The organism is Arthrobacter sp. PAMC 25486, from assembly GCF_000785535.1.
Taxonomy (GTDB): Bacteria; Actinomycetota; Actinomycetes; order Actinomycetales; family Micrococcaceae; genus Specibacter.
This window is the reverse complement of sequence record NZ_CP007595.1, coordinates 2,263,087-2,281,672: the sequence shown is the minus strand read 5'-3', so window position 1 is coordinate 2,281,672 and position 18,586 is coordinate 2,263,087. Positions and strand designations below refer to the sequence as shown.

The following is an 18,586-nucleotide window of genomic DNA, read 5'->3' as shown; positions in this document are numbered from 1 at the left end:
GTTCCTTGGCGCGTGGCGGGCGGAGGACTACGTTTGAACTTATGAAGTATGCCAACTCCGTCCTGGACCTGATCGGCAACACCCCGCTGGTGAAACTGAACAAGGTCACCGACGGGATCGCGGCCACCGTCCTGGTCAAGCTTGAGTACCTGAACCCCGGCGGATCAGCCAAGGACCGCATCGCCGTGAAGATGCTGGACGAGGCCGCACGTGAGGGCAAAATCCAGCCCGGCGGCACCGTGGTGGAACCCACCAGCGGCAACACCGGCGTGGCGATGGCCATGGTGGCGCAACAGCGCGGCTACAACTGCGTGTTCGTGGTCCCCGACAAGGTGGGCGAGGACAAGCGGGCCGTCCTGGCGGCCTACGGTGCCGAGGTGGTGGTGACCCCGACGGCGGTCGCGGCCGATTCCCCGCAGTCCTACTACGGCGTCTCCGACCGTTTGGTGAAGGAGATTCCGGGCGCCTACAAGCCGGACCAGTTCTCCAACCAAAACGGCCCATTGAGCCATTACGAATCCACCGGCCCGGAGATCTGGCGCGACACCGACGGGAAAGTCACCCACTTTGTGGCCGGCGTGGGTACGGGCGGCACCATCACCGGCACGGGCCGGTTCCTGCGCGAGGCTTCCGCGGACCGGGACGCCGCAGCTGGCGGCGAGGTCCAGATCATCGGCGCCGACCCCGAAGGCTCCGTCTACTCGGGCGGCACCGGGCGGCCCTACCTGGTTGAAGGCGTGGGAGAGGACATCTGGCCGGCCTCCTACGACCCCAAGGTCCCGCACCGGATCATCGCGGTCAGCGACAACGACAGCTTCGCCATGACCCGCCGCCTGGCACGCGAGGAGGGCCTGCTTGTGGGAGGTTCCTCCGGCATGGCTGTGGTGGCCGCGCTGGAAGCTGCGAAGGGGCTGGGACCCGCGGCAGTCGTCGTCGTGCTTCTGCCGGACAGCGGCCGCGGCTATTTGGGCAAGATCTTTGATGACTCGTGGATGCAGTCGTACGGTTTCCTGAAGGTCACGGACGAACCCGCCATCGGGGATGTGCTCAAGGCCAAGACAGGCGCGCTGCCTGAGCTGGTGCACATCCACCCCAACGAGACGGTGCGCGACGTCATCAACCTCATGGCGGAGTACGGTGTCTCGCAGATTCCGGTGCTCACCGCCGAGCCGCCAGTGGTGATGGGGGAGGTGATCGGTGCCGTCGATGAGCGCACGCTGACCGGCAAACTGTTCCGGCACGAGGCCAAGCTGACCGACAAGATCACCGACCACATGCAGCCACAGCTGCCCATCATCGGCTCGCTGGAGCCCATCTCCGCCGCACGCACCAAGCTGCAGGAAGTTGACGCGCTCATGGTCACTTTTGTCGGCGCGCCCGTGGGTGTGCTGACCCGCCACGACCTGCTCAACTACCTCAACGACTGATACAGACGACCGACTTTTTAGGAGCATCATGACCGAGCACTCCACCACAGGCTTCAACACCCGCGCCGTCCACGCCGGACAAACCCCCGACCCCACCACCGGCGCCGTCATCCCGCCGCTGTACCAAACCACCACGTTCGCGCAGGACGGGATCGGCAAGCTCCGCAACGGCTATGAATACGGCCGCGGCACCAACCCCACCCGCGACGCACTCCAGGCCCAGCTCGCCGCACTCGAGGGCGGGGCGTTCGCGTTCAGCTTCGCCTCCGGACTGGCCGCCGAGGACGCCCTGATCCGCGCGCTCCTGGTCCCCGGCGACCACATCGTCATGGGCAATGACGTCTATGGCGGCACCTACCGGCTGATCAACCGCGTGCTTTCGGTGTGGGGCATCAGCAACGCCGCCGTTGACATGAACGACGGCGGATCCCTGGCCGCCGCTGTTGCCGCCGGCGGTCCGGAAGGCGCGACGAAGATGGTCTGGGTGGAGACGCCGTCGAACCCGATGATGAAAATCACCGACATTGCCGCGCTCGCCGGGGCGGCGCACGCCGCCGGGGCGCTGCTGGTGGTCGACAACACTTTTGCCTCGCCCTACCTGCAGAACCCCCTCGCCCTGGGCGCCGACATTGTGGTGCATTCGACGACGAAGTACATTGGCGGGCACTCGGACGCCTCCGGCGGCGCGATCATTCTTTCCGACCCCGAGGCTGCTGAGAAGATCGGCTTTGTGCAGTTTGCCGTGGGCGCAGTCTCCGCGCCGATGGAAGCCTGGCTGACGACGCGCGGGCTGAAGACCCTGGGCGTGCGCATGGATCGGCACTGCTCCAACGCGCAGGCCGTGGCCGAATGGCTGCTGACCCGCCCCGAGGTGTCGCGGGTCTTGTACCCCGGCCTGCCGGGCCACCCCGGGCACGAGCTGGCCGCCCGCCAGATGCGTGGTTTTGGCGGCATGATCTCGGTGCAGTTCAAGGCCGGGGAGGCTGCTGCCCGCCAGGTTGCAGAGGCCACGCGCGTGTTCACGCTGGCGGAGTCGCTGGGCGGCATTGAGTCGCTCATGAACTACCCGTCGGAAATGACGCACGCGTCGGTGAAGGGCACGGAGCTGGCCGTGCCGGTTGACTTGATCCGGTTGTCCGTGGGGATTGAGGACATCGAGGACTTGATTGCAGACCTGGATCAGGCCCTGAACACCCTGTCGTAACGCTGGCCCGCCGGCCGCGCCTATCCAAACCCGCCGGCCGCGCCTATCCAAACCAAACGCTCGCTCACATATGGGGCCTTTTTTACGAACGCTCCTGCACTGAACTGCAGGAGGGTTCATGAAAAAGGCCCCATATCTGCAGGAGCGTCGGCGGCAGAGGATTATTCCTTGGGGGTGCCGTCCAGCCAGTCCATGTAACGCTGCAGGGAACGCCGGGTGATGGAGGCTGCATTGCCATCGATGATGCCGAAGGCGCCGTAGATCCGGTCAAATTCCAGCGGCGAAATGGTGTCAAGGATGCGTTGGATGGCCCGCCTGGGCAGGGGGATGTTGTTGACGTAGCTGCGCATGGCGTTCACGGATTTCCTGTCACCACCGACGGCTATGGTGTCGCCCGTGATGAGTGCCCCATGACCCCCGACCCCTTCAGGCCAGTGGAGCACACTGCTGCCAGCAAAGTGGCCACCGCACTGGAGCATCCGCAGTCCGGGTACTGGTTCAGCTTCGCCATCCCACAGCTCGATGACGGAGTCCGGACGGCGGATCCAGCGCTTGTCGGCTGTGGCAACGTACACGGGGACACCGCCAAAGGCGTGGCTCCACTGAATGGAGGAACCCGTCAGATGCGGGTGGCTTGCTGAAATGGCGGTGACTCCGCCCAGCGCGTGGACCGCAGCGATTCCGGCGTCGTCAATGAATCCAGGCGGCTCCCACAGCACATTGCCCTGCGGTGTCTGCAGGAGAAGCCCGCGCTGGCCAATCCCCAATTTTGGTTCGGTGGTCACGGCATGCAGGCCCGGCTCCAGTTCGTGGACAACGATCCGCATACCCGTTGCGGCGAGCTCATCCCTCGTGGTCCAGCGCTGGCCGGTGGCCGGGACGTATTGACGCTCGTCGGCACAAATTTCACACACCTCCGGCGGCGCAGGCGTGTCGGGGTGTTCAATGGCGCACGTGGCGCAGGTCCAAATGGTCATGGGGCTCCTTGAAGGTGTTGCTGTGAACAGGATCAGCCAACTAGCTCAATCTAGCGTGAGGTCAAGCCGTTTCGGAAGATGTTTGGCTCAGCGCGGGCCCGTAATGTGTCCGGCCCACAAAAGGGACAAGTCTTCATGCGGACGCAGCTGATTCGGGGGCACCTCGGAGGCGGAGTTCTTCCTCGCGAGCTTTCGTAGCCGACGCAGGCGCTTGGCATTGCGGCGAAATGATTCGTCGGCCGTTTTTCGTGCGTCCTGGCCAGTGTCCGGGGGAGGGGTCCCTGCCACCGGTGAGGCGTCGCGGCTGGTGCGGGTATGGAACAGGGGTGCGGTCATGGCGGGCTCCGTGGGTGTTGAGCGGATGTAGTGGGCACCAGCCAACTAGCTCAAGCTAACTTGAGGTCAAATCATCTCCATGGCACCATTCAAGGCATGGCACGGATTGCACCCAATGAATTGCTCCCCATCGGCGAAATCGCACGTCGAGCGGGCATCAGCGTGCCCACCGTGCGGTACTACGAGGAACGGGGCCTGATTCAATCCGAGCGGACCTCAGGCAACAAGCGCCTCTTTCCCCGCCACACACTCCGCAGGATCGCCGTCGTTGCGGCCGGCCAGCGAGTTGGCCTGACACTGCAGGAGATTACGACGGCGCTCGCCTCGCTTCCCGCTGACAGGGCACCGACGCAACGTGAATGGACGCACATGAGTACTGGCTGGTCGGAGCTGGTTGCCTTGCGGATTCGCCAGCTTGAAGTTCTGCAGACCTCGCTGGATGGCTGCATCGGTTGTGGCTGCCTGTCCCTGGGGAGGTGCACGCTGTTCAATCCAGACGATGTGGCAGCAGCAGAAGGTCCCGGCTCACGCTGGGTGAGGAGGGCGGAAAATGCGGGCAGGCGGACGGATGCAACCTCGGCTCCGGACTGAAAAAAGCGGAGATCTTGAAGGGTCAGGGTCATGGCAAAAAGCCTAGGTTACCTCACGAAACTGTCAAAAGATATGTCAAGAAGGTAACAGTTACCTGATTTGTGTATCGATTCCATATCGCTTTAGGCTTGATCATGCCCTGCGGGGCCGGCGGCAGCTCTAGCCGCCACGATTGCCCGGGCCTTCCAACACCGAACACCGTCATGCGGAAGGCTACGGAAACAACCTCCATGTCTATGGGTTGGACGGTGGCGTGCAGATGTCCGGGGACGGATGGAGCGAAGGTGGCCTTCGGGAGAACGCATCGATGAAAAACTCCAAAATTACGCGCAACATTGGCCGTGTCCTGGCCATCGGCGCCATTGCCGGCGGCGGTCTGGCCGTGGCTGGGACGGGGGCCAACGCGGCCGACGGTGGCACCTGGGATGCGATCGCGCAGTGTGAAAGCGGCGGCAACTGGGCCATCAACACCGGTAACGGATACTCCGGCGGCCTGCAATTCAGTCCGAGTACCTGGGCTGCCTATGGCGGAACCGGGTCTCCGGAAAGCGCCTCGCGTGAGCAGCAGATTGCAGTGGCCGAGAACGTGCAGGCCGGTCAGGGCTGGGGTGCTTGGCCGTCTTGCGCCGCACAGCTGGGCCTGAGCGGGGGCGGCGGTGCAGCTTACGCCCCCGCTGCTGTTCCGGAGGCGCCTGCTCCGGCTGCCGCCCAGTCCGCAGACGTGGTTCCAATTCAGCAGGCACTTGTGCAGCAGGTGCCCGTCGAACAGCTTCCAATTGAGCAGGTTCCCGTTCAGCAAGCACCTCTCCAGCAGTTGCCTGTGCAGCAGGCACCCGCTCCCGTTGCGATCGCCCTCAGCGGCGAGACCTACACCATTGAATCCGGGGACACCCTGAGCATCATTGCCGACAAACTCGGCATTCAGGGCGGTTGGGAAACCCTGTACCAGGCCAACACCGACACGGTCATTCACCCTGACCTGATCTTCACCGGGGCAGTCCTGCAACTCCCCGCCTAATCCGCACGCCTGCGCCGCAGCAGCCCACGCTGGGGTTTCCCTGAAGCGCCGCCCCACTGGAAACGCGGCAGCACCTTCCGGGCATAAATCATGAACGCCGCAGCACTGAGTGCTGCGGCGTTCAGGAAAACACCCCGGAAGGTGCTGCCGCGTTCGTGTGGGGGAGTCGTGGGGGGAGGGGAGTGCTACACGCGGGAGGCTGCGACACCCACCCGGGCGTCGGCGTCGTAGGTGTAAACCTGCTTGCCGCCGATGAACACCTGCGTGGCGCGGGCCATGACATCGAGGGGGTCACCGCTCCACAGCACCAGATCCGCATCCTTGCCCACCTTCAGCGAGCCTATCCGCGCATCGAGGCCAAGCACCTTGGCGGGGTTGATCGTGATGGCGCGCAACGCAACATCCCGGTCCAGGCCCTCGCGCACGGCAAACGTGGCCTGGTGGACCAAGAAGTTGATGGGCACCACCGGGTGGTCGGTGATGATGGAAATTTCGACGCCGGCCCCCGCCAGCTTGCCCGGGTTGGCGATGGAGCGGGCGCGCAGCTCCGGCTTGGACTTGGTGGTGAACAACGGGCCAATCAACACGGGAGTGCCGCGTTCGGCCAGCACGTCGGCCAGGACGTGGGCCTCGGTGCCGTGGTCGATTACGAGCACATAGCCAAATTCGTCGGCCAGGCGGATGGCGGTGGCGATGTCGTCGGCGCGGTGGCAGTGCTGGCGCCAGGGGATCTCGCGGCGCAGCACCATGGCCAGCGCCTCCATCTGTGCATCGCGCGGGCGCGGTTCGGGCAGCGCCAGCCAGTTCTGGGCGGCCATGAATGCCTGGCGGATCACGAGCGCGGTTCCCAGCCTGGTGGAGGGCGTCTTCTTCTTTTCGCCGTAAACGCGCTTGGGATTCTCGCCGAGGGCTGATTTCAGGCCGCTGGGAGAGCGCAACACCATTTCTTCGATGTAGCGCCCGTGCGTGTGCATTGCTACGGCGAGCCCGCCGATCGGGTTGCCGGAGCCCGGGTTGACGTTGACGGCTGTGATGCCGCCGGCTAGGGCGTCGTCGAAGCCCGGGTCAAACGGGTCGACGGCGTCAATGGCCCGGACTGCGGCCATGACGGGATCGGTCATCTCATTGACGTCGCTCGTGGAGGAGACTTCGCCTTCCGGGTCCATGCCCAGGTGCACGTGGGCGTCGATGAAGCCGGGCAGCAGCCACTGGCCCTTCGCATCGAGCACGTCCGCGCCTTCGGGAACCTGGATGGAGGCGCCCAAACCAAGGATCTTGCCGCCTTCAACCAGTACGGTGCCGTCGAACGGTTCGCCCTCTACCGGGACGACGTGGGCGTTGGTGATCGCCAGGACGCGTCTCTTCGCAGCGGCTGCAGCCTCGCGGATAGTGGCGCTGATGGTTGCCGTGTCAGGCTTTTTGGCTGCGGCGGGCACGGGCTTCTTTCCGCCCGGGATCGGCTTGACGGGAACCGATCCCGGCTTTCCCGCTGGAGCAGCGGCCCTGCGTGTCACCCGGCCAGGGATAAAACCAGGTGTGGGGGTGGGCTGTGAGCTGCTCATGATTGCCTTTCGCGTGCCATTTCTGGACCCTTCAAAGTTATCGCGTTTGAGGTGCCCAATGTGTCGGGGCACACCCACGCGGGCATAGGCTGGGGCGATGCACAGCAAAACAGCATTAATCACAGGGGTGGGCCGTACTGTCGGCATCGGCGCCGGCATTGCCCGGGCGCTCGCAGCCGACGGCTGGGACGTGGTCCTGAACTATTGGCAGGCCTACGACGAACGCATGCCATGGGGCGTTCAGCCGGACGATGTCGGCACTCTCACCGCTGAGCTCGAGGCGGCCGGCGCCAGGGTGTGGTCCCTGCCGGGCGACCTCGGCGACCCGTCCGCCGTCGAACGCTTGATGGCGGCGATCGCGCAGGAAGCGGGGCCGTTGGAGGGGATGGTGCTCGCACACTGCGAATCGGTGGATTCGGCCATCCTGGACACGTCGGTGGAGGCCTTTGACCGCCATTTTGCCGTCAACACCCGCGCCAGCTGGCAGTTGATTGCCGCGTTTGCCCGGCAGGCCAAGCCCGACGGCGGCGCGATCGTTGCGCTGACCAGCGACCACACGGCGTTCAACCTGCCGTATGGGGCGTCCAAGGGCGCGTTGGACAGGATCGTGCTTGCGGCCGCACGCGAGCTGGGCGGGCAGGGCATCAGCGCGAACGTCCTCAACCCCGGACCCGTGGACACCGGCTGGATGGACGCGGCCACCCGGGAAGCCATGACGGCGCTCCAGCCGGGAGAACGGCTCGGCACCCCGGCGGACGTGGCGCCGACCGCGGCATTCCTGCTCTCACCGGGCGGGCGCTGGGTCAGCGGGCAGCTCATCAAGTCCGACGGCGGATTCTCCTCCTGACGCTGGGCTGCTGGCGCTCCCGGGGACCCTGGCGCGGGGCCGACATGGCAATCGGACGCCTGTAGACCTGCCTCCGAAGGCAATATCGCCCCCGCAGCGCCCCACCCGATTCCAAACGGCAGATAAGGCGATTTGCTGGTCTCACAGAATTCCAAACGGCAGAAAAGGCGATGAATCCGGGCAATTCGTCGCCATATCTGCAGTTTCGATCTGGTGCGGGCGCCGGGGGTCGCCATATCTGCGGTTTCGATCTGGTGCGGGCGCCGGGAATCGCCATATCTGCAGTTTCGATCTGGTGTCCGGTGCGGCACGTCGCCCGCGGCCCGGCACGGGCTGGGTGCTACACCGCCAAGAGTCAGGAAGCCGTCAAGATTGCCCGGAACAGCGTAAAGAACACGTAAAAACCAGCTCCAAGCCCACTCCGCGGGTGTGCGATTGAGAAAGACATCAACGCACATTGTGAAAGTAGGTTTGTCGTGGTTTTAGTTACGTGGCTCATTTTGGGGCTGGTGGGCTTGGCTTTGCTGGGTTACCTGCTGGCCGCCCTGATCCGCCCCGAGAAGTGGTAAGCGGACACCATGGACCTTAATTTCTTCTCGCTCGCCACCCAGCTGGCCATATTGCTAGTGGTGCTGGCCGCCGTCCATCAGCCCCTGGGCAAGTATCTCGCCAAAACATTCACCAGCCACAAGCACCTGGCCGTGGAACGCGGCCTCTACAAGCTCTCCGGCATTGACCCGCAGGCAGACCAGCACTGGAAGGTGTATCTGCGCTCACTGCTGGCATTCAGCATTGTCTCCATTGTGGTGCTGTTCCTTGGCCAGCTGCTGCAGGGAATCCTGCCCTTCAATCAGGGATTGGGGGCCGTGGACCCGTGGGTTGCCATGAACACGGCGGTCTCCTTTGTCACCAACACCAATTGGCAGACGTACGCCCCGGAGGCAACCCTTGGCTTTGGTGTCCAGATGATGCTGCTGGCCGTGCAGAACTTCCTCAGCGCCGCCGTGGGGCTGGCCGTTGTGGTGGCCCTGATTCGCGGTCTCACGAGGGCCCAAACCAACAACCTTGGCAACTTCTGGGTCGACCTGACCCGCGGCGCCCTGCGCGTCCTGTTGCCGATGGCAATTGTTGGTGCGGTCGTCCTGATCATCACCGGCGTCATCCAAAACTGGGGCGGCACGGCCATCCACACCCTTGTCACAGGCGCCCAGCAAACAGTGCCCGGCGGTCCGGTCGCTTCGCAGGAAGTCATCAAGCTCCTGGGCACCAACGGCGGCGGCTACTTCAACGCCAACTCGGCCCACCCCTTTGAAAACCCCACGGCTTTCAGCAGCTTGTTCCAGGTGTTCCTGATCCTGGTCATCCCGTTCTCCCTGCCGGCCATGTACGGACGCATGGTGGGCGACAAACGCCAGGGCTACACAGTACTCACCGTCATGGTGGCGTTCTGGCTCATTTCCACCTCCCTCATGGCCTGGGCCATCGCCGCCTTCACCGGCAGCGGCACCAGCGTGGGCGAAGGATTCGAGCAGCGCCTGGGCGGTGCCCCCAGCGCCTTGTTCGCCACAGCCACCACCCTGACCTCAACCGGCGCCGTGAACGTGGCCCACGATTCCCTGCCGCCCCTGGCCGGCGGACTGGCCATGCTGAACATGATGCTGGGCGAGATTGCCCCCGGTGGCGTCGGATCCGGCCTCTACGGGATGCTGATCCTCGCCGTGGTGGCGGTGTTCATCGGCGGCCTCATGGTGGGACGCACCCCGGAGTACCTGGGCAAGAAGATTGGCGCACCCCAGATGAAGCTCGTGGCCCTCTACATCCTGGTCACCCCCACACTGGTGCTGCTCGGCACGGCCATCACCGTGGCAACACCCGCACTAGCAGCAGCGGCACCCGCCGAGGGCCCGCACGGCTTCAGTGAAATCCTGTACGCCTTCACCTCCGCCGCCAACAACAACGGCTCGGCCTTTGGCGGCATCACCAGCTCCGGTCCTGGACTGGCCACCCTGTTGGCGCTGGCCATGTTCCTTGGCCGCTTCCTGCCCATAGCGCTGGTCTTGGCGCTCGCAGGATCCTTGGCGAAGCAACGCAAAATCCCCGCCACCACAGGAACCCTCGCCACGCACGGACCGCTGTTTGCCGTGCTGCTGGGCGGCATCTCCCTGATCCTGACAGCACTTACCTACTTCCCCGCGCTCGCCCTGGGCCCGGCTGCAGAAGGACTCCTGAAATGAACCTGAACAACACGCTCGCGGCTCTGCCCCTGGCCTTCCGCAAGCTCGATCCCCGCCAAATGATCCACTCGCCAGTCATGTTCACCGTGCTGATCGGCTCCATTGTCTGCACCGCCGTGAGCGTCCAGCAACTGGCCATTGGCTCCGAGTCGGCCGTATTTTCCATCATCGTCACCGTGTGGCTTTGGTTGACGGTGCTGTTTGGCAATCTGTCCGAGGCCATTGCCGAGGGACGTGGCAAGGCCCAAGCTGACAGCCTTCGCGCCGCCCGCACCTCAGTCATGGCTCGACGCCGGACCCGCACCTTGGTGCCAGCCGGCCAGTCAAGCGGGGCTCACGACGGCAACGGACACGAAGAGTACGAAGAGGAGCTCGTCCCCGGCACCGACCTCGAGGTGGGTGACATTGTCATCTGTGAGGCGGGGGACCTGATCCCCAGTGACGGCGACGTCATCGAGGGCCTGGCCAGCGTGGACGAATCCGCCATCACCGGCGAATCTGCCCCCGTCATCCGTGAATCCGGTGGGGACAGAAGCTCCGTCACGGGCGGCACCATGGTGCTCTCGGACAGGATCACCATCCGCATCACGGCCGCCAGCGGCAAGACGTTCCTGGACAGGATGATCTCCCTGGTGGAAGGCGCCACCCGGCAAAAGACGCCCAATGAAATCGCGTTGAACGTGCTGCTGGCCTCGCTGACCATCGTGTTCGTGGTCGCCGTCATGACACTGGCACCCATGGCGAACTTCGCCAGCGCCCTGCCCACCCCCGTGGTGCTGGTGGCACTGCTGGTCTGCCTGATCCCCACCACCATCGGCGCGCTGGTGCCGGCCATCGGCATCGCCGGCATGGACCGGCTCATTCAACGCAACGTCCTGGCCACCTCCGGCCGGGCCGTGGAAACCGCCGGCGACATCACCACCCTGCTGCTGGATAAGACAGGCACCATCACCTACGGCAATCGCCGCGCGGTTGCCTTCCTCGCGGCCGACGGCGTAAACCAGCAACTGCTCATCGAGACGGCACGCTTATCCTCGCTGGCAGACGAAACACCCGAGGGCCGCTCGATCGTGGAGCTGGCAGTGGAGCTGGCCGAGGGCGATGGGGATGGGGCAGCTCCGGATGCCACAGCAACGCTCACCACGGACGTCGATGTGATCGAGTTCAGCGCCGTGACCCGGATGAGCGGGCTCAACCTGCCCGTGGGGCATCCTGCCAACCCAACCCAAGCGGTTCTGGAGGTGCGCAAGGGGGCCGCGTCCGCCGTCGAACATTATGCGAAGGAACGCGGCGGAGTCCTGCCGCAGGAACTTGACGAGGCGGTGTTGAAAATCTCGGGAACCGGTGGCACCCCTCTGTTGGTGGCCACGTACGACGGCGGGCGCGCGCAGGTTTTGGGCGTCATCCATTTGGCGGATGTGGTCAAGCCCGGCATGAAGGAACGGTTCGCCGAACTGCGGGCGATGGGCATCAAGACCATCATGATCACCGGTGATAACAAGGTCACGGCCGCTGCCATTGCCGCGGAGGCCGGGGTGGATGACTTTGTTGCCGAGGCCACCCCGGAGGACAAGCTGGCCGTCATCAAGGCCGAGCAGGAGGCGGGGCGGTTGGTGGCCATGACGGGGGACGGCACCAACGATGCCCCGGCGCTGGCTGCGGCGGATGTGGGTGTGGCCATGAATTCGGGCACCAGTGCGGCCAAGGAAGCGGCCAACATGGTGGACCTGGATTCGGACCCCACCAAGCTCATTGACATTGTGGGCATTGGCAAGCAATTGCTGATCACACGCGGTTCGCTGACCACTTTTTCGGTGGCGAACGACGTGGCCAAGTACTTTGCCATTGTGCCGGCGTTGTTTGCCGCCACGTTCCCCGGGCTGGGCCTGCTGAACATCATGGGGCTGTCCTCACCCGAGAGCGCCATCCTCTCGGCCGTCATCTTCAACGCACTGGTCATCGTGGCGCTGGTTCCGCTGGCGCTGCGCGGGGTGAAATACAGGGCAGTCTCGGCGGCCAAGGCCCTGTCCCGAAACCTGCTCATCTTTGGCCTGGGCGGCGTCATTGTCCCGTTCATTGGCATCAAGCTCATCGACCTGCTGGTCTCCCTCATCCCCACGATTGGTCAATAATTATGAACGCCTATGGACGCCAACTCTTCACAGCCTTGCGGTTCCTTCTCTGCGCCACCCTGTTGCTGGGCCTGGCCTACCCCGTGTTGGTTTTCGGGGCCGGGCAGCTGATTGCCCCCGCCCAAGCCAACGGCTCCATTCTGACGGTGGGTGGCAAGGCTGCGGGTTCCTCACTGCTGGCCCAGCCGGTCACGGGGGAGAAGTTCTTTTACCCGCGGCCCTCGGCGGTGGGCTGGGACCCGGCGTCGTCGTCGGCCTCCAATCTGGGACCCAACCAGCCCGCGCTGGTGGAGGCCATTGCCACCAACCGGGCAGAGGTGGTGGCAAGGGAGAAGGTTGCCCCGGACGCCGTGCCCATCGACGCAGTCACGGCGAGCGGCTCAGGACTGGACCCGGATATATCGCCAGAGTACGCAGCCCTGCAAGTGCCGCGGGTGGCGGCGGCCAACGGGGTCGGCGAAGCAGCCGTGCGGGAGCTGATCGCACAAAACACCAGCACCGGGGTGAATGCGTTTCTGGGCCAGCCGTCAGTGAACACCACCACCTTGAACGCTGCCCTGGCCGCCGTGCAAAAAACTGCCACAGGCCTGCGAGAATAAACTATGACGCGCGGCATCCTGCGGATCTTCCTGGGCTCAGCACCCGGTGTGGGCAAGACCTACTCCATGCTGGAGGAAGGCCATGCCCAAGCCGCGGCAGGTGTTGATGTGGTGGCCGGGGTCATCCTCGACCATGGCCGGGCGCAAACCCGCGCCCAACTGGCCGGTCTCGAGAGCGTTCCCACCCAACACCTCAGCTACCGCGGCTCCGACTTTCAGGAGCTGGACGTTGCCGCATTGCTCGCCCGCCGGCCCGCGTTGGCCCTGGTTGACGAGTACGCCCACTCCAACATTCCCGGGGCAGGCAATGCCAAGCGGTGGCAGGATGTGGAGGAACTGCTCGCCGCCGGCATCGACGTGTACTCCACCGTCAACGTCCAGCACCTGGCCTCCCTCAGGGATGTGGTGGAATCAATTACGGGGGTCCGCCAACAGGAAACCATCCCGGACGACGTGGTGCGCAGGGCCGAACAAATTGAGCTCGTGGACATCCCGCCGGAACTGCTGCGCCAGCGCCTGAGTACGGGACACGTGTACGCGGCAGACAAGGTGGACGCCGCCCTGGCCAATTACTTCCGGTTGGGAAACCTCACGGCACTGCGGGAGCTGGCACTGCTGTGGCTGGCCGACCGGGTCGAAGAAGGGGTGGCCGCCTACCGGCACAGCCACGGCATCGCCGAGAACTGGCCCACCCGGGAACGCGTGGTGGTGGGGCTCTCCGGAGGGGCCGAAGGAGAGGTGCTGTTGCGCCGGGCAGCCCGGATCCTCAGCCGGGTCAGCGGCGGGGAGCTGCTGGCCGTGCACGTGCCGCGGTCCGACGGCGTCTCCGGGGACGCGCCGTCGGCCCTTGAAGGACAACGCCAACTCGTCACTGACCTGGGTGGCAGCTACCACTCGGTGGGCGGGGAAGACCCCGCACGGGCGCTGCTGGACTTTGCCCGCAACGCCGGCGCCACGCAAATCGTCATCGGTTCCTCACGCCGGAAACCGCGCCTGGGATTCTTGCTGGGGGCCGGGGTGGGGGCGCGGGTGGTGCGCGACGCCGGCGACATGGATGTGCACATGGTGCCGCACCCGCATAGCGCTGCCGGGGGAGTCGTGCGCAACCGGGGGGAACTGAACCGGAAACGTGTTGTGGCAGGATTCGCGCTGGCCGTGGTGCTCCCTGTGCTGGTGCAGCTGGGCACAGGGCCGTTGAGCCTGCAAACCACCATGGTCATCCAGCTCGCCGCCGCCATCGGGGTTGCCCTGGTTGGCGGGCTGTGGCCGGCCATCCTGGCAGCCGTGTGGGGAAGCCTGCTGCTGAACTACTTCTCCGCCCCACCCGTGGGCAATTTGACCATCAACGACCCCGAAAACCTGTTGGCCCTGCTGGTGTTCCTTGTGGTCGCCGTTGCCGTGGCGCTCGCCGTGGACCAGTCGGCAAGGCGCTCGCGGGAAGCTGTGCAGGCAGGCGCCGAGGCTGCCACCCTCAGTGAACTGGCCCGCGGCATCCTCGCCTCCCAGGACACGGTCCAGGTGTTTCTGGAACAGGTGCGGGACCATTTTGGCATGCGCTCGGTGGCCCTGTTCGCCACGGCGGCGCCTCCAGGAACATGGCACCTGGCTGCGTCAGTGGGGGAGGAGCCCCCACAAAACCCTGCTGCAGCTGACACAGTGGAGGAAGTCTCAGACCATTGGGTACTGGGGCTGTCCGGGCGGATCCTGCCGGCCCGCGACAGGCGGCTGCTCAGTGCCTTCGGCGCCCACCTGCTGGCCCTTGAGCAACGCGAGGCGTTGAGTGAAACACAGCGCGAGAACGTGCAGCTGAGCCAGGACAACAACATCAGGACCTCGGTGTTGCGTGCCGTTTCCCATGACCTGCGCACACCCCTGGCCGGCATCAAACTGGCGGTCAGCAGCCTGCGCCAGACCGAGGTGACCTTCAGCCCGGAGGACGAGGCGGAGCTGCTGGCCACCATTGAGCACTATTCGGACCGCATGGATGCGCTGGTGGGAAACCTGCTGGACATGTCCCGGCTCAGCGCCCAAATGGTGCGCCCCGTGGCGGGCCCGGTGACGTGGCAGGAGGTGCTGCCCGGCGCCCTGCACGGCGTCCCCTCCGAGAGGGTGCGCCGCGAGCTGCCGCCCAACATGCCGCCCATCGAGGCCGACCCCGGCCTGCTGGAACGGGTCATCGCCAACATTGTGGAGAACGCCGTCAAATACGCCCCCGATTCGGACATCCTGGTGGTTGGCTCCGTGGGCGGCAGCGGCAGCGCCACCATCAACGGCCGCCCCGCCAGCGAACTGCGCGTGATCGACCACGGCAGGGGTGTCCCGGCCGCGGAAGTCATGGCCATGTTCCGCCCCTTTCAAAGGCTCGACGACGTCTCTTACGGCCCGCACGGCGGCTCCGGTGTGGGCTTGGGGCTGGCTGTTGCCAAAGGATTCACCGAAATCATGGGCGGCGTCCTGGAAGCCGAACAAACACCCGGCGGCGGGCTGACCATGACCATCCGCATGCCGCTCTCCACCGGAATAGTGAGAACCCTGCCATGACCACCGTCCTGATCGTCGACGACGAACCCCAGATCCTGCGGGCCCTGCAGATCAACCTGCACGCACACGGTTACACGGTGGTGCCGGCCCCCAACGGAACCACGGCGCTGGCCGCCGCACAAACACAGGCGATCGACGTCGTCGTGCTTGACCTTGGCCTGCCCGACATGGATGGCCTCGATGTCATCGCGGGACTGAGGGGCTGGACCGAGGTGCCGATCATCGTGCTCTCGGCCAGGCACGGCTCGCACGACAAGGTGGAGGCCCTCGACGCCGGTGCCGACGACTACGTCACGAAGCCGTTCGGGCTCGACGAACTGCTGGCCAGGCTGCGGGCGGCGACGCGGCGTGCCGGGCCGCAAGCTGCCGAGCCGCTCGTGCAGACCGCCGAATTTACGGTGGACCTAGCCAATAAACAGGTGCTGCGAGGCGGCGAGGCCGTGCGGCTGACGCCCACCGAATGGAGCGTGCTGGAGCTGCTGGTGCGCAACCCGGGGCGGCTGGTCAGCCAGCAGCAGATCCTGACGGAAGTGTGGGGGCCCGCCTACGCCAAGGAAACCCACTACCTGCGCGTGTACATGGCCCAGTTGCGGCGGAAGCTGGAGAAGGATCCGGCTGCGCCCGTGCACCTGCTCACGGAGGCGGGCATGGGCTACCGCTTCGCGGCGTGACGGACGCCACAGGAGCATTCCCTTCATTTGGCCTTACCTGGTCATAAAGTCATTAGTACGATTGTGACTATGACAAAACGGTCCCCGCTGGCTCTTGCCGTGCTCGCCTTGCTGATGGAAATGCCCATGCACCCCTACCGCATGCAGCAGCTCATCACCCTGCGCGGCCAGGACAAGGTGGTCAACGTCAGCCAGCGTGCCAGCCTCTACAGCACCATAGAGCGGCTCACCCGCGACGGGCTGATCCGCGTGGCCGAGGTTGAACGGGACGGCTCCCGGCCCGAACGTTCCGTCTATGAAATTTCCGACGCCGGACGCGACACCGCCCACAGCTGGCTCACCAACATGCTGTCCGTGCCGAAGCGGGGCTTCCCGGAATTCCATGCGGCGTTGGCGCATGCCCCGGTCCTTGAACCCGGCGAACTTGCCGGGCTGCTGCACACGCGCCGGACCGCCGTGGCGGCGGAGGTGGCCCAGTTGCAGGCGGAAATGGCATCCGTTGCGGGGTTCCTGCCCCGCGTGGTCCTGCTGGATGCGGAGCTCATTGTCCGGACGCGCACCACGGAACTGGAATTCCTGGACGACGTCCTGGCCGGGTTGGGCTCCGGCACCATGACCTGGAGCCGGGACTCCCTGGCCGAACTGGCCCAGGCCAACGAACCGCACCCCTAACGCTCCTGGCCAGCGGTCCGCCGCCTGGGCCGCCGCCGTGAATCTCAAGCGTGAGCCGCGGCTGCGAGCCGCACCCCAAGAAACTTTGCGCCACAACATTAAAGGAACCTGCATGAATTCTGCTCCGCCCATTGGCAAGGCACGCGCCATAGCCTTGATCTCCCTGTTCATGGCCTCGTTCATGGAACTGCTGGATGCCACGATCGTCAACGTGGCCCTGCCCGACATTGAGCGTGCCCTCGGCGCCCAAAATGCCGAACTGCAGTGGATGGTGGCCTCCTACACGCTGGCCCTGGCCGTCGGCCTGATCACCGGCTCGCGCCTGGGCGACATTTACGGACGCAAGAAGGTGTTCATCATTGGCCTGGTGGCGTTCACCGTGGCCTCCGTGTTGTGCGGTGCGGCGATGAATCCGGAGATGCTCATCGCCTCCCGTGCGCTGCAGGGCTTGGCCTCCGCCGCCATGATCCCGCAGGTCCTTTCCAGCCTGCAGGTCATGTACAAGCCGTCCGAACGGGCCGGCGCCATGGCCGGATTCTCCGCGCTGGCGGGCGTTGCCGCCGTGTCCGGCCCCATCGTCGGCGCCATCCTGACCGACGCCAACCTCTTTGGCTGGGGCTGGCGCACCATCTTCTTCGTCAACATCCCCGTCGGCATCTTCGCCGTGATTTGTGCCGTCAAGTTCGTGCCCGAATCAAAGGCGCCTGTGCGGCACAAGCTTGACCTGTCCGGCGTCGTGATTCTGGCCGTGGGCATGCTCGCCATCCTGTACCCGCTGACCATGGGCCGCGAGGAAGGCTGGCCGCTGTGGACGTACCTGTCGATGGTGTTCGGCGTTCTGGTGTTGGTGGGCTTTGTGCTGCTGCAGCACCGCGAGGAAAAGCGCGGGGGCGAGCCCCTCGTTGCCGTGTCCCTGTTCAAGAGCCGCCCGTTTGCCGCCGGCATCGCCATGATGTTCCTGTTCTTCATCCCCATGAACGGCTTCTTCCTGATCCAGACCCTGTTCCTGCAGCTGGGCCTGGAATACCCCATCCTGAAGGCCGGGCTCACCATGATCCCGTTCTCCATCATGGTCCCGGTGCTGGCCGGAATTTCGGCGGCCATCCTGGCGCGCAAGATCGGCCGCGTGGTGCTGCAGCTTGGTCCGCTCGTCATCGCCGGGGGCTTCGTTGTCTTGATCTTCACCGTTCAGGCCGTGGGTGGCACGGTCACCCCGTGGCACCTGATCGCAGGCCTGGCCCTGAGTGGAGCCGGGTTCGGCATGGTCGTGGCACCCGTGGGCATCTTCGTGCTCTCCGAAGTCCCGACGAAGTTTGCCGGCAGCGCCTCGGGCCTGTTCAACACCACCAGCCAGCTCGCAGGGGCACTGGGTGTTGCCATCATCGGCACCATCTTCTTCGACGCGCTCGAGGGCAGCGCCGGAACCAGCCAGTCGGCCGTGTTCATCGACGGCTTCACCTCCACCATGTGGATCATGGCCGGCGGCATGGTCCTGGCTGCCATTGCGGCGTCGTTCCTGCCACGCTGGGCCTCCGAATCCGATGTGGCTGAGGACGCCGCCGTGGACCTGGTTGACGCCTGAGATTGACGACGCCGGGTCCCGACTCCGCCGGGTCCCGACTCCGCCGGGTCCCGACTCCGCCGGGCCCGTCGCCTCCGCCGGGCCCGTCGCCTCCGCCGTCTGTCCTGATCTGCGCTGGACTCGTCGTCAGTGTGCCGCACAACACTGTTATGCGGCACACTCGGCACGAGTTCAGCGCACGTTGGGTCAGTGC

16 protein-coding genes are annotated in these 18,586 nt (G+C 65.3%); 13 read left to right on the top strand and 3 right to left on the bottom strand.

Features of this window, described 5'->3' with window-relative positions; all coding sequences use genetic code 11:
- Nucleotides 1-41 precede the first annotated feature (41 nt).
- Complete coding sequence (locus tag art_RS10490) at nucleotides 42-1,427, top strand: cystathionine beta-synthase (protein WP_038464824.1); 1,386 nt, start codon at nucleotides 42-44, stop codon at nucleotides 1,425-1,427.
- Nucleotides 1,428-1,455: 28 nt separating this feature from the next.
- Complete coding sequence (locus tag art_RS10485; protein WP_038464822.1) at nucleotides 1,456-2,631, top strand: cystathionine gamma-synthase; 1,176 nt, start codon at nucleotides 1,456-1,458, stop codon at nucleotides 2,629-2,631.
- A 161-nt stretch (nucleotides 2,632-2,792) separates the two neighbouring features.
- On the opposite strand, the gene art_RS10480 is transcribed toward art_RS10485, so the two are convergent.
- Together art_RS10480 and art_RS10475 are read right to left on the bottom strand one after the other, a co-directional pair.
- Nucleotides 2,793-3,608: a hydrolase gene (locus tag art_RS10480; protein WP_038464820.1), complete on the bottom strand. Its 816-nt coding sequence runs from the start codon at nucleotides 3,606-3,608 to the stop codon at nucleotides 2,793-2,795.
- 87 nt (nucleotides 3,609-3,695) lie between these two features.
- Entirely contained in the window at nucleotides 3,696-3,944 is a 249-nt protein-coding gene (locus art_RS10475; RefSeq protein ID WP_157875233.1) for a hypothetical protein, read from the bottom strand.
- Between the two features lie 96 nt (nucleotides 3,945-4,040).
- On the opposite strand from art_RS10475, the gene soxR reads away from it, so the two are divergent.
- Nucleotides 4,041-4,535 (top strand): redox-sensitive transcriptional activator SoxR, encoded by a 495-nt coding sequence (soxR, locus tag art_RS10470; RefSeq protein WP_038464817.1) that lies wholly within the window; start codon nucleotides 4,041-4,043, stop codon nucleotides 4,533-4,535.
- A 307-nt stretch (nucleotides 4,536-4,842) separates the two neighbouring features.
- On the top strand, nucleotides 4,843-5,553 hold the full coding sequence (locus tag art_RS10465) for a transglycosylase family protein (RefSeq protein ID WP_038464815.1): 711 nt from the start codon (nucleotides 4,843-4,845) through the stop codon (nucleotides 5,551-5,553).
- A gap of 185 nt (nucleotides 5,554-5,738) precedes the next feature.
- On the opposite strand, the gene art_RS10460 is transcribed toward art_RS10465, so the two are convergent.
- Nucleotides 5,739-7,115, bottom strand: a complete 1,377-nt coding sequence (locus art_RS10460; RefSeq protein WP_082000236.1) for an amidohydrolase — start codon at nucleotides 7,113-7,115, stop codon at nucleotides 5,739-5,741.
- Nucleotides 7,116-7,212: 97 nt separating this feature from the next.
- Here art_RS10460 and art_RS10455 point away from each other — a divergent pair, with 97 nt between their 5' ends.
- From art_RS10455 to art_RS10420, 9 genes are all read left to right on the top strand, one after another.
- Nucleotides 7,213-7,962 carry an SDR family oxidoreductase gene (locus art_RS10455; protein WP_038464813.1) on the top strand — a complete coding sequence of 250 codons (750 nt, stop codon included), beginning with the start codon at nucleotides 7,213-7,215 and terminating at the stop codon, nucleotides 7,960-7,962.
- Between the two features lie 476 nt (nucleotides 7,963-8,438).
- Nucleotides 8,439-8,531, top strand: a complete 93-nt coding sequence (gene kdpF, locus art_RS21665) for a K(+)-transporting ATPase subunit F (RefSeq protein WP_157875232.1) — start codon at nucleotides 8,439-8,441, stop codon at nucleotides 8,529-8,531.
- A gap of 9 nt (nucleotides 8,532-8,540) precedes the next feature.
- A complete protein-coding gene (gene kdpA, locus art_RS10450; RefSeq protein WP_038464811.1) occupies nucleotides 8,541-10,196 on the top strand; it encodes a potassium-transporting ATPase subunit KdpA in 1,656 nt (551 codons plus the stop codon).
- On the top strand, nucleotides 10,193-12,328 hold the full coding sequence (gene kdpB / locus art_RS10445; protein ID WP_082000234.1) for a potassium-transporting ATPase subunit KdpB: 2,136 nt from the start codon (nucleotides 10,193-10,195) through the stop codon (nucleotides 12,326-12,328). The genes kdpA and kdpB overlap by 4 nt, the downstream gene beginning before the upstream one ends.
- A gap of 2 nt (nucleotides 12,329-12,330) precedes the next feature.
- Entirely contained in the window at nucleotides 12,331-12,927 is a 597-nt protein-coding gene (kdpC, locus tag art_RS10440) for a potassium-transporting ATPase subunit KdpC (protein WP_038464809.1), read from the top strand.
- Between the two features lie 3 nt (nucleotides 12,928-12,930).
- Nucleotides 12,931-15,468, top strand: coding sequence for a DUF4118 domain-containing protein (locus tag art_RS10435; protein WP_038464807.1), 2,538 nt, complete (start codon nucleotides 12,931-12,933; stop codon nucleotides 15,466-15,468).
- Nucleotides 15,465-16,139, top strand: coding sequence for a response regulator (locus art_RS10430; protein WP_038464805.1), 675 nt, complete (start codon nucleotides 15,465-15,467; stop codon nucleotides 16,137-16,139). The genes art_RS10435 and art_RS10430 overlap by 4 nt, the downstream gene beginning before the upstream one ends.
- A 69-nt stretch (nucleotides 16,140-16,208) precedes the next feature.
- Nucleotides 16,209-16,811: a PadR family transcriptional regulator gene (locus art_RS10425; protein WP_038464803.1), complete on the top strand. Its 603-nt coding sequence runs from the start codon at nucleotides 16,209-16,211 to the stop codon at nucleotides 16,809-16,811.
- Between the two features lie 112 nt (nucleotides 16,812-16,923).
- Nucleotides 16,924-18,393 carry an MFS transporter gene (locus art_RS10420; protein ID WP_052136239.1) on the top strand — a complete coding sequence of 490 codons (1,470 nt, stop codon included), beginning with the start codon at nucleotides 16,924-16,926 and terminating at the stop codon, nucleotides 18,391-18,393.
- The last annotated feature ends 193 nt before the right edge of the window (nucleotides 18,394-18,586 follow it).

Bases quoted from the DNA above. Each gene is read 5' to 3' on its own strand.
- art_RS10475 (WP_157875233.1), bottom strand. From the start codon at position 3,944: ATGACCGCACCCCTGTTCCATACCCGCACCAGCCGCGACGCCTCACCG.
- art_RS10425 (WP_038464803.1), top strand. From the start codon at position 16,209: ATGACAAAACGGTCCCCGCTGGCTCTTGCCGTGCTCGCCTTGCTGATG.
- kdpB (WP_082000234.1), top strand. From the start codon at position 10,193: ATGAACCTGAACAACACGCTCGCGGCTCTGCCCCTGGCCTTCCGCAAG.
- kdpC (WP_038464809.1), top strand. From the start codon at position 12,331: ATGAACGCCTATGGACGCCAACTCTTCACAGCCTTGCGGTTCCTTCTC.
- kdpA (WP_038464811.1), top strand. From the start codon at position 8,541: ATGGACCTTAATTTCTTCTCGCTCGCCACCCAGCTGGCCATATTGCTA.
- art_RS10480 (WP_038464820.1), bottom strand. From the start codon at position 3,608: ATGACCATTTGGACCTGCGCCACGTGCGCCATTGAACACCCCGACACG.
- art_RS10460 (WP_082000236.1), bottom strand. From the start codon at position 7,115: ATGAGCAGCTCACAGCCCACCCCCACACCTGGTTTTATCCCTGGCCGG.
- art_RS10455 (WP_038464813.1), top strand. From the start codon at position 7,213: ATGCACAGCAAAACAGCATTAATCACAGGGGTGGGCCGTACTGTCGGC.
- art_RS10485 (WP_038464822.1), top strand. From the start codon at position 1,456: ATGACCGAGCACTCCACCACAGGCTTCAACACCCGCGCCGTCCACGCC.
- soxR (WP_038464817.1), top strand. From the start codon at position 4,041: ATGGCACGGATTGCACCCAATGAATTGCTCCCCATCGGCGAAATCGCA.
- art_RS10430 (WP_038464805.1), top strand. From the start codon at position 15,465: ATGACCACCGTCCTGATCGTCGACGACGAACCCCAGATCCTGCGGGCC.
- art_RS10490 (WP_038464824.1), top strand. From the start codon at position 42: ATGAAGTATGCCAACTCCGTCCTGGACCTGATCGGCAACACCCCGCTG.
- art_RS10435 (WP_038464807.1), top strand. From the start codon at position 12,931: ATGACGCGCGGCATCCTGCGGATCTTCCTGGGCTCAGCACCCGGTGTG.
- art_RS10465 (WP_038464815.1), top strand. From the start codon at position 4,843: ATGAAAAACTCCAAAATTACGCGCAACATTGGCCGTGTCCTGGCCATC.
- art_RS10420 (WP_052136239.1), top strand. From the start codon at position 16,924: ATGAATTCTGCTCCGCCCATTGGCAAGGCACGCGCCATAGCCTTGATC.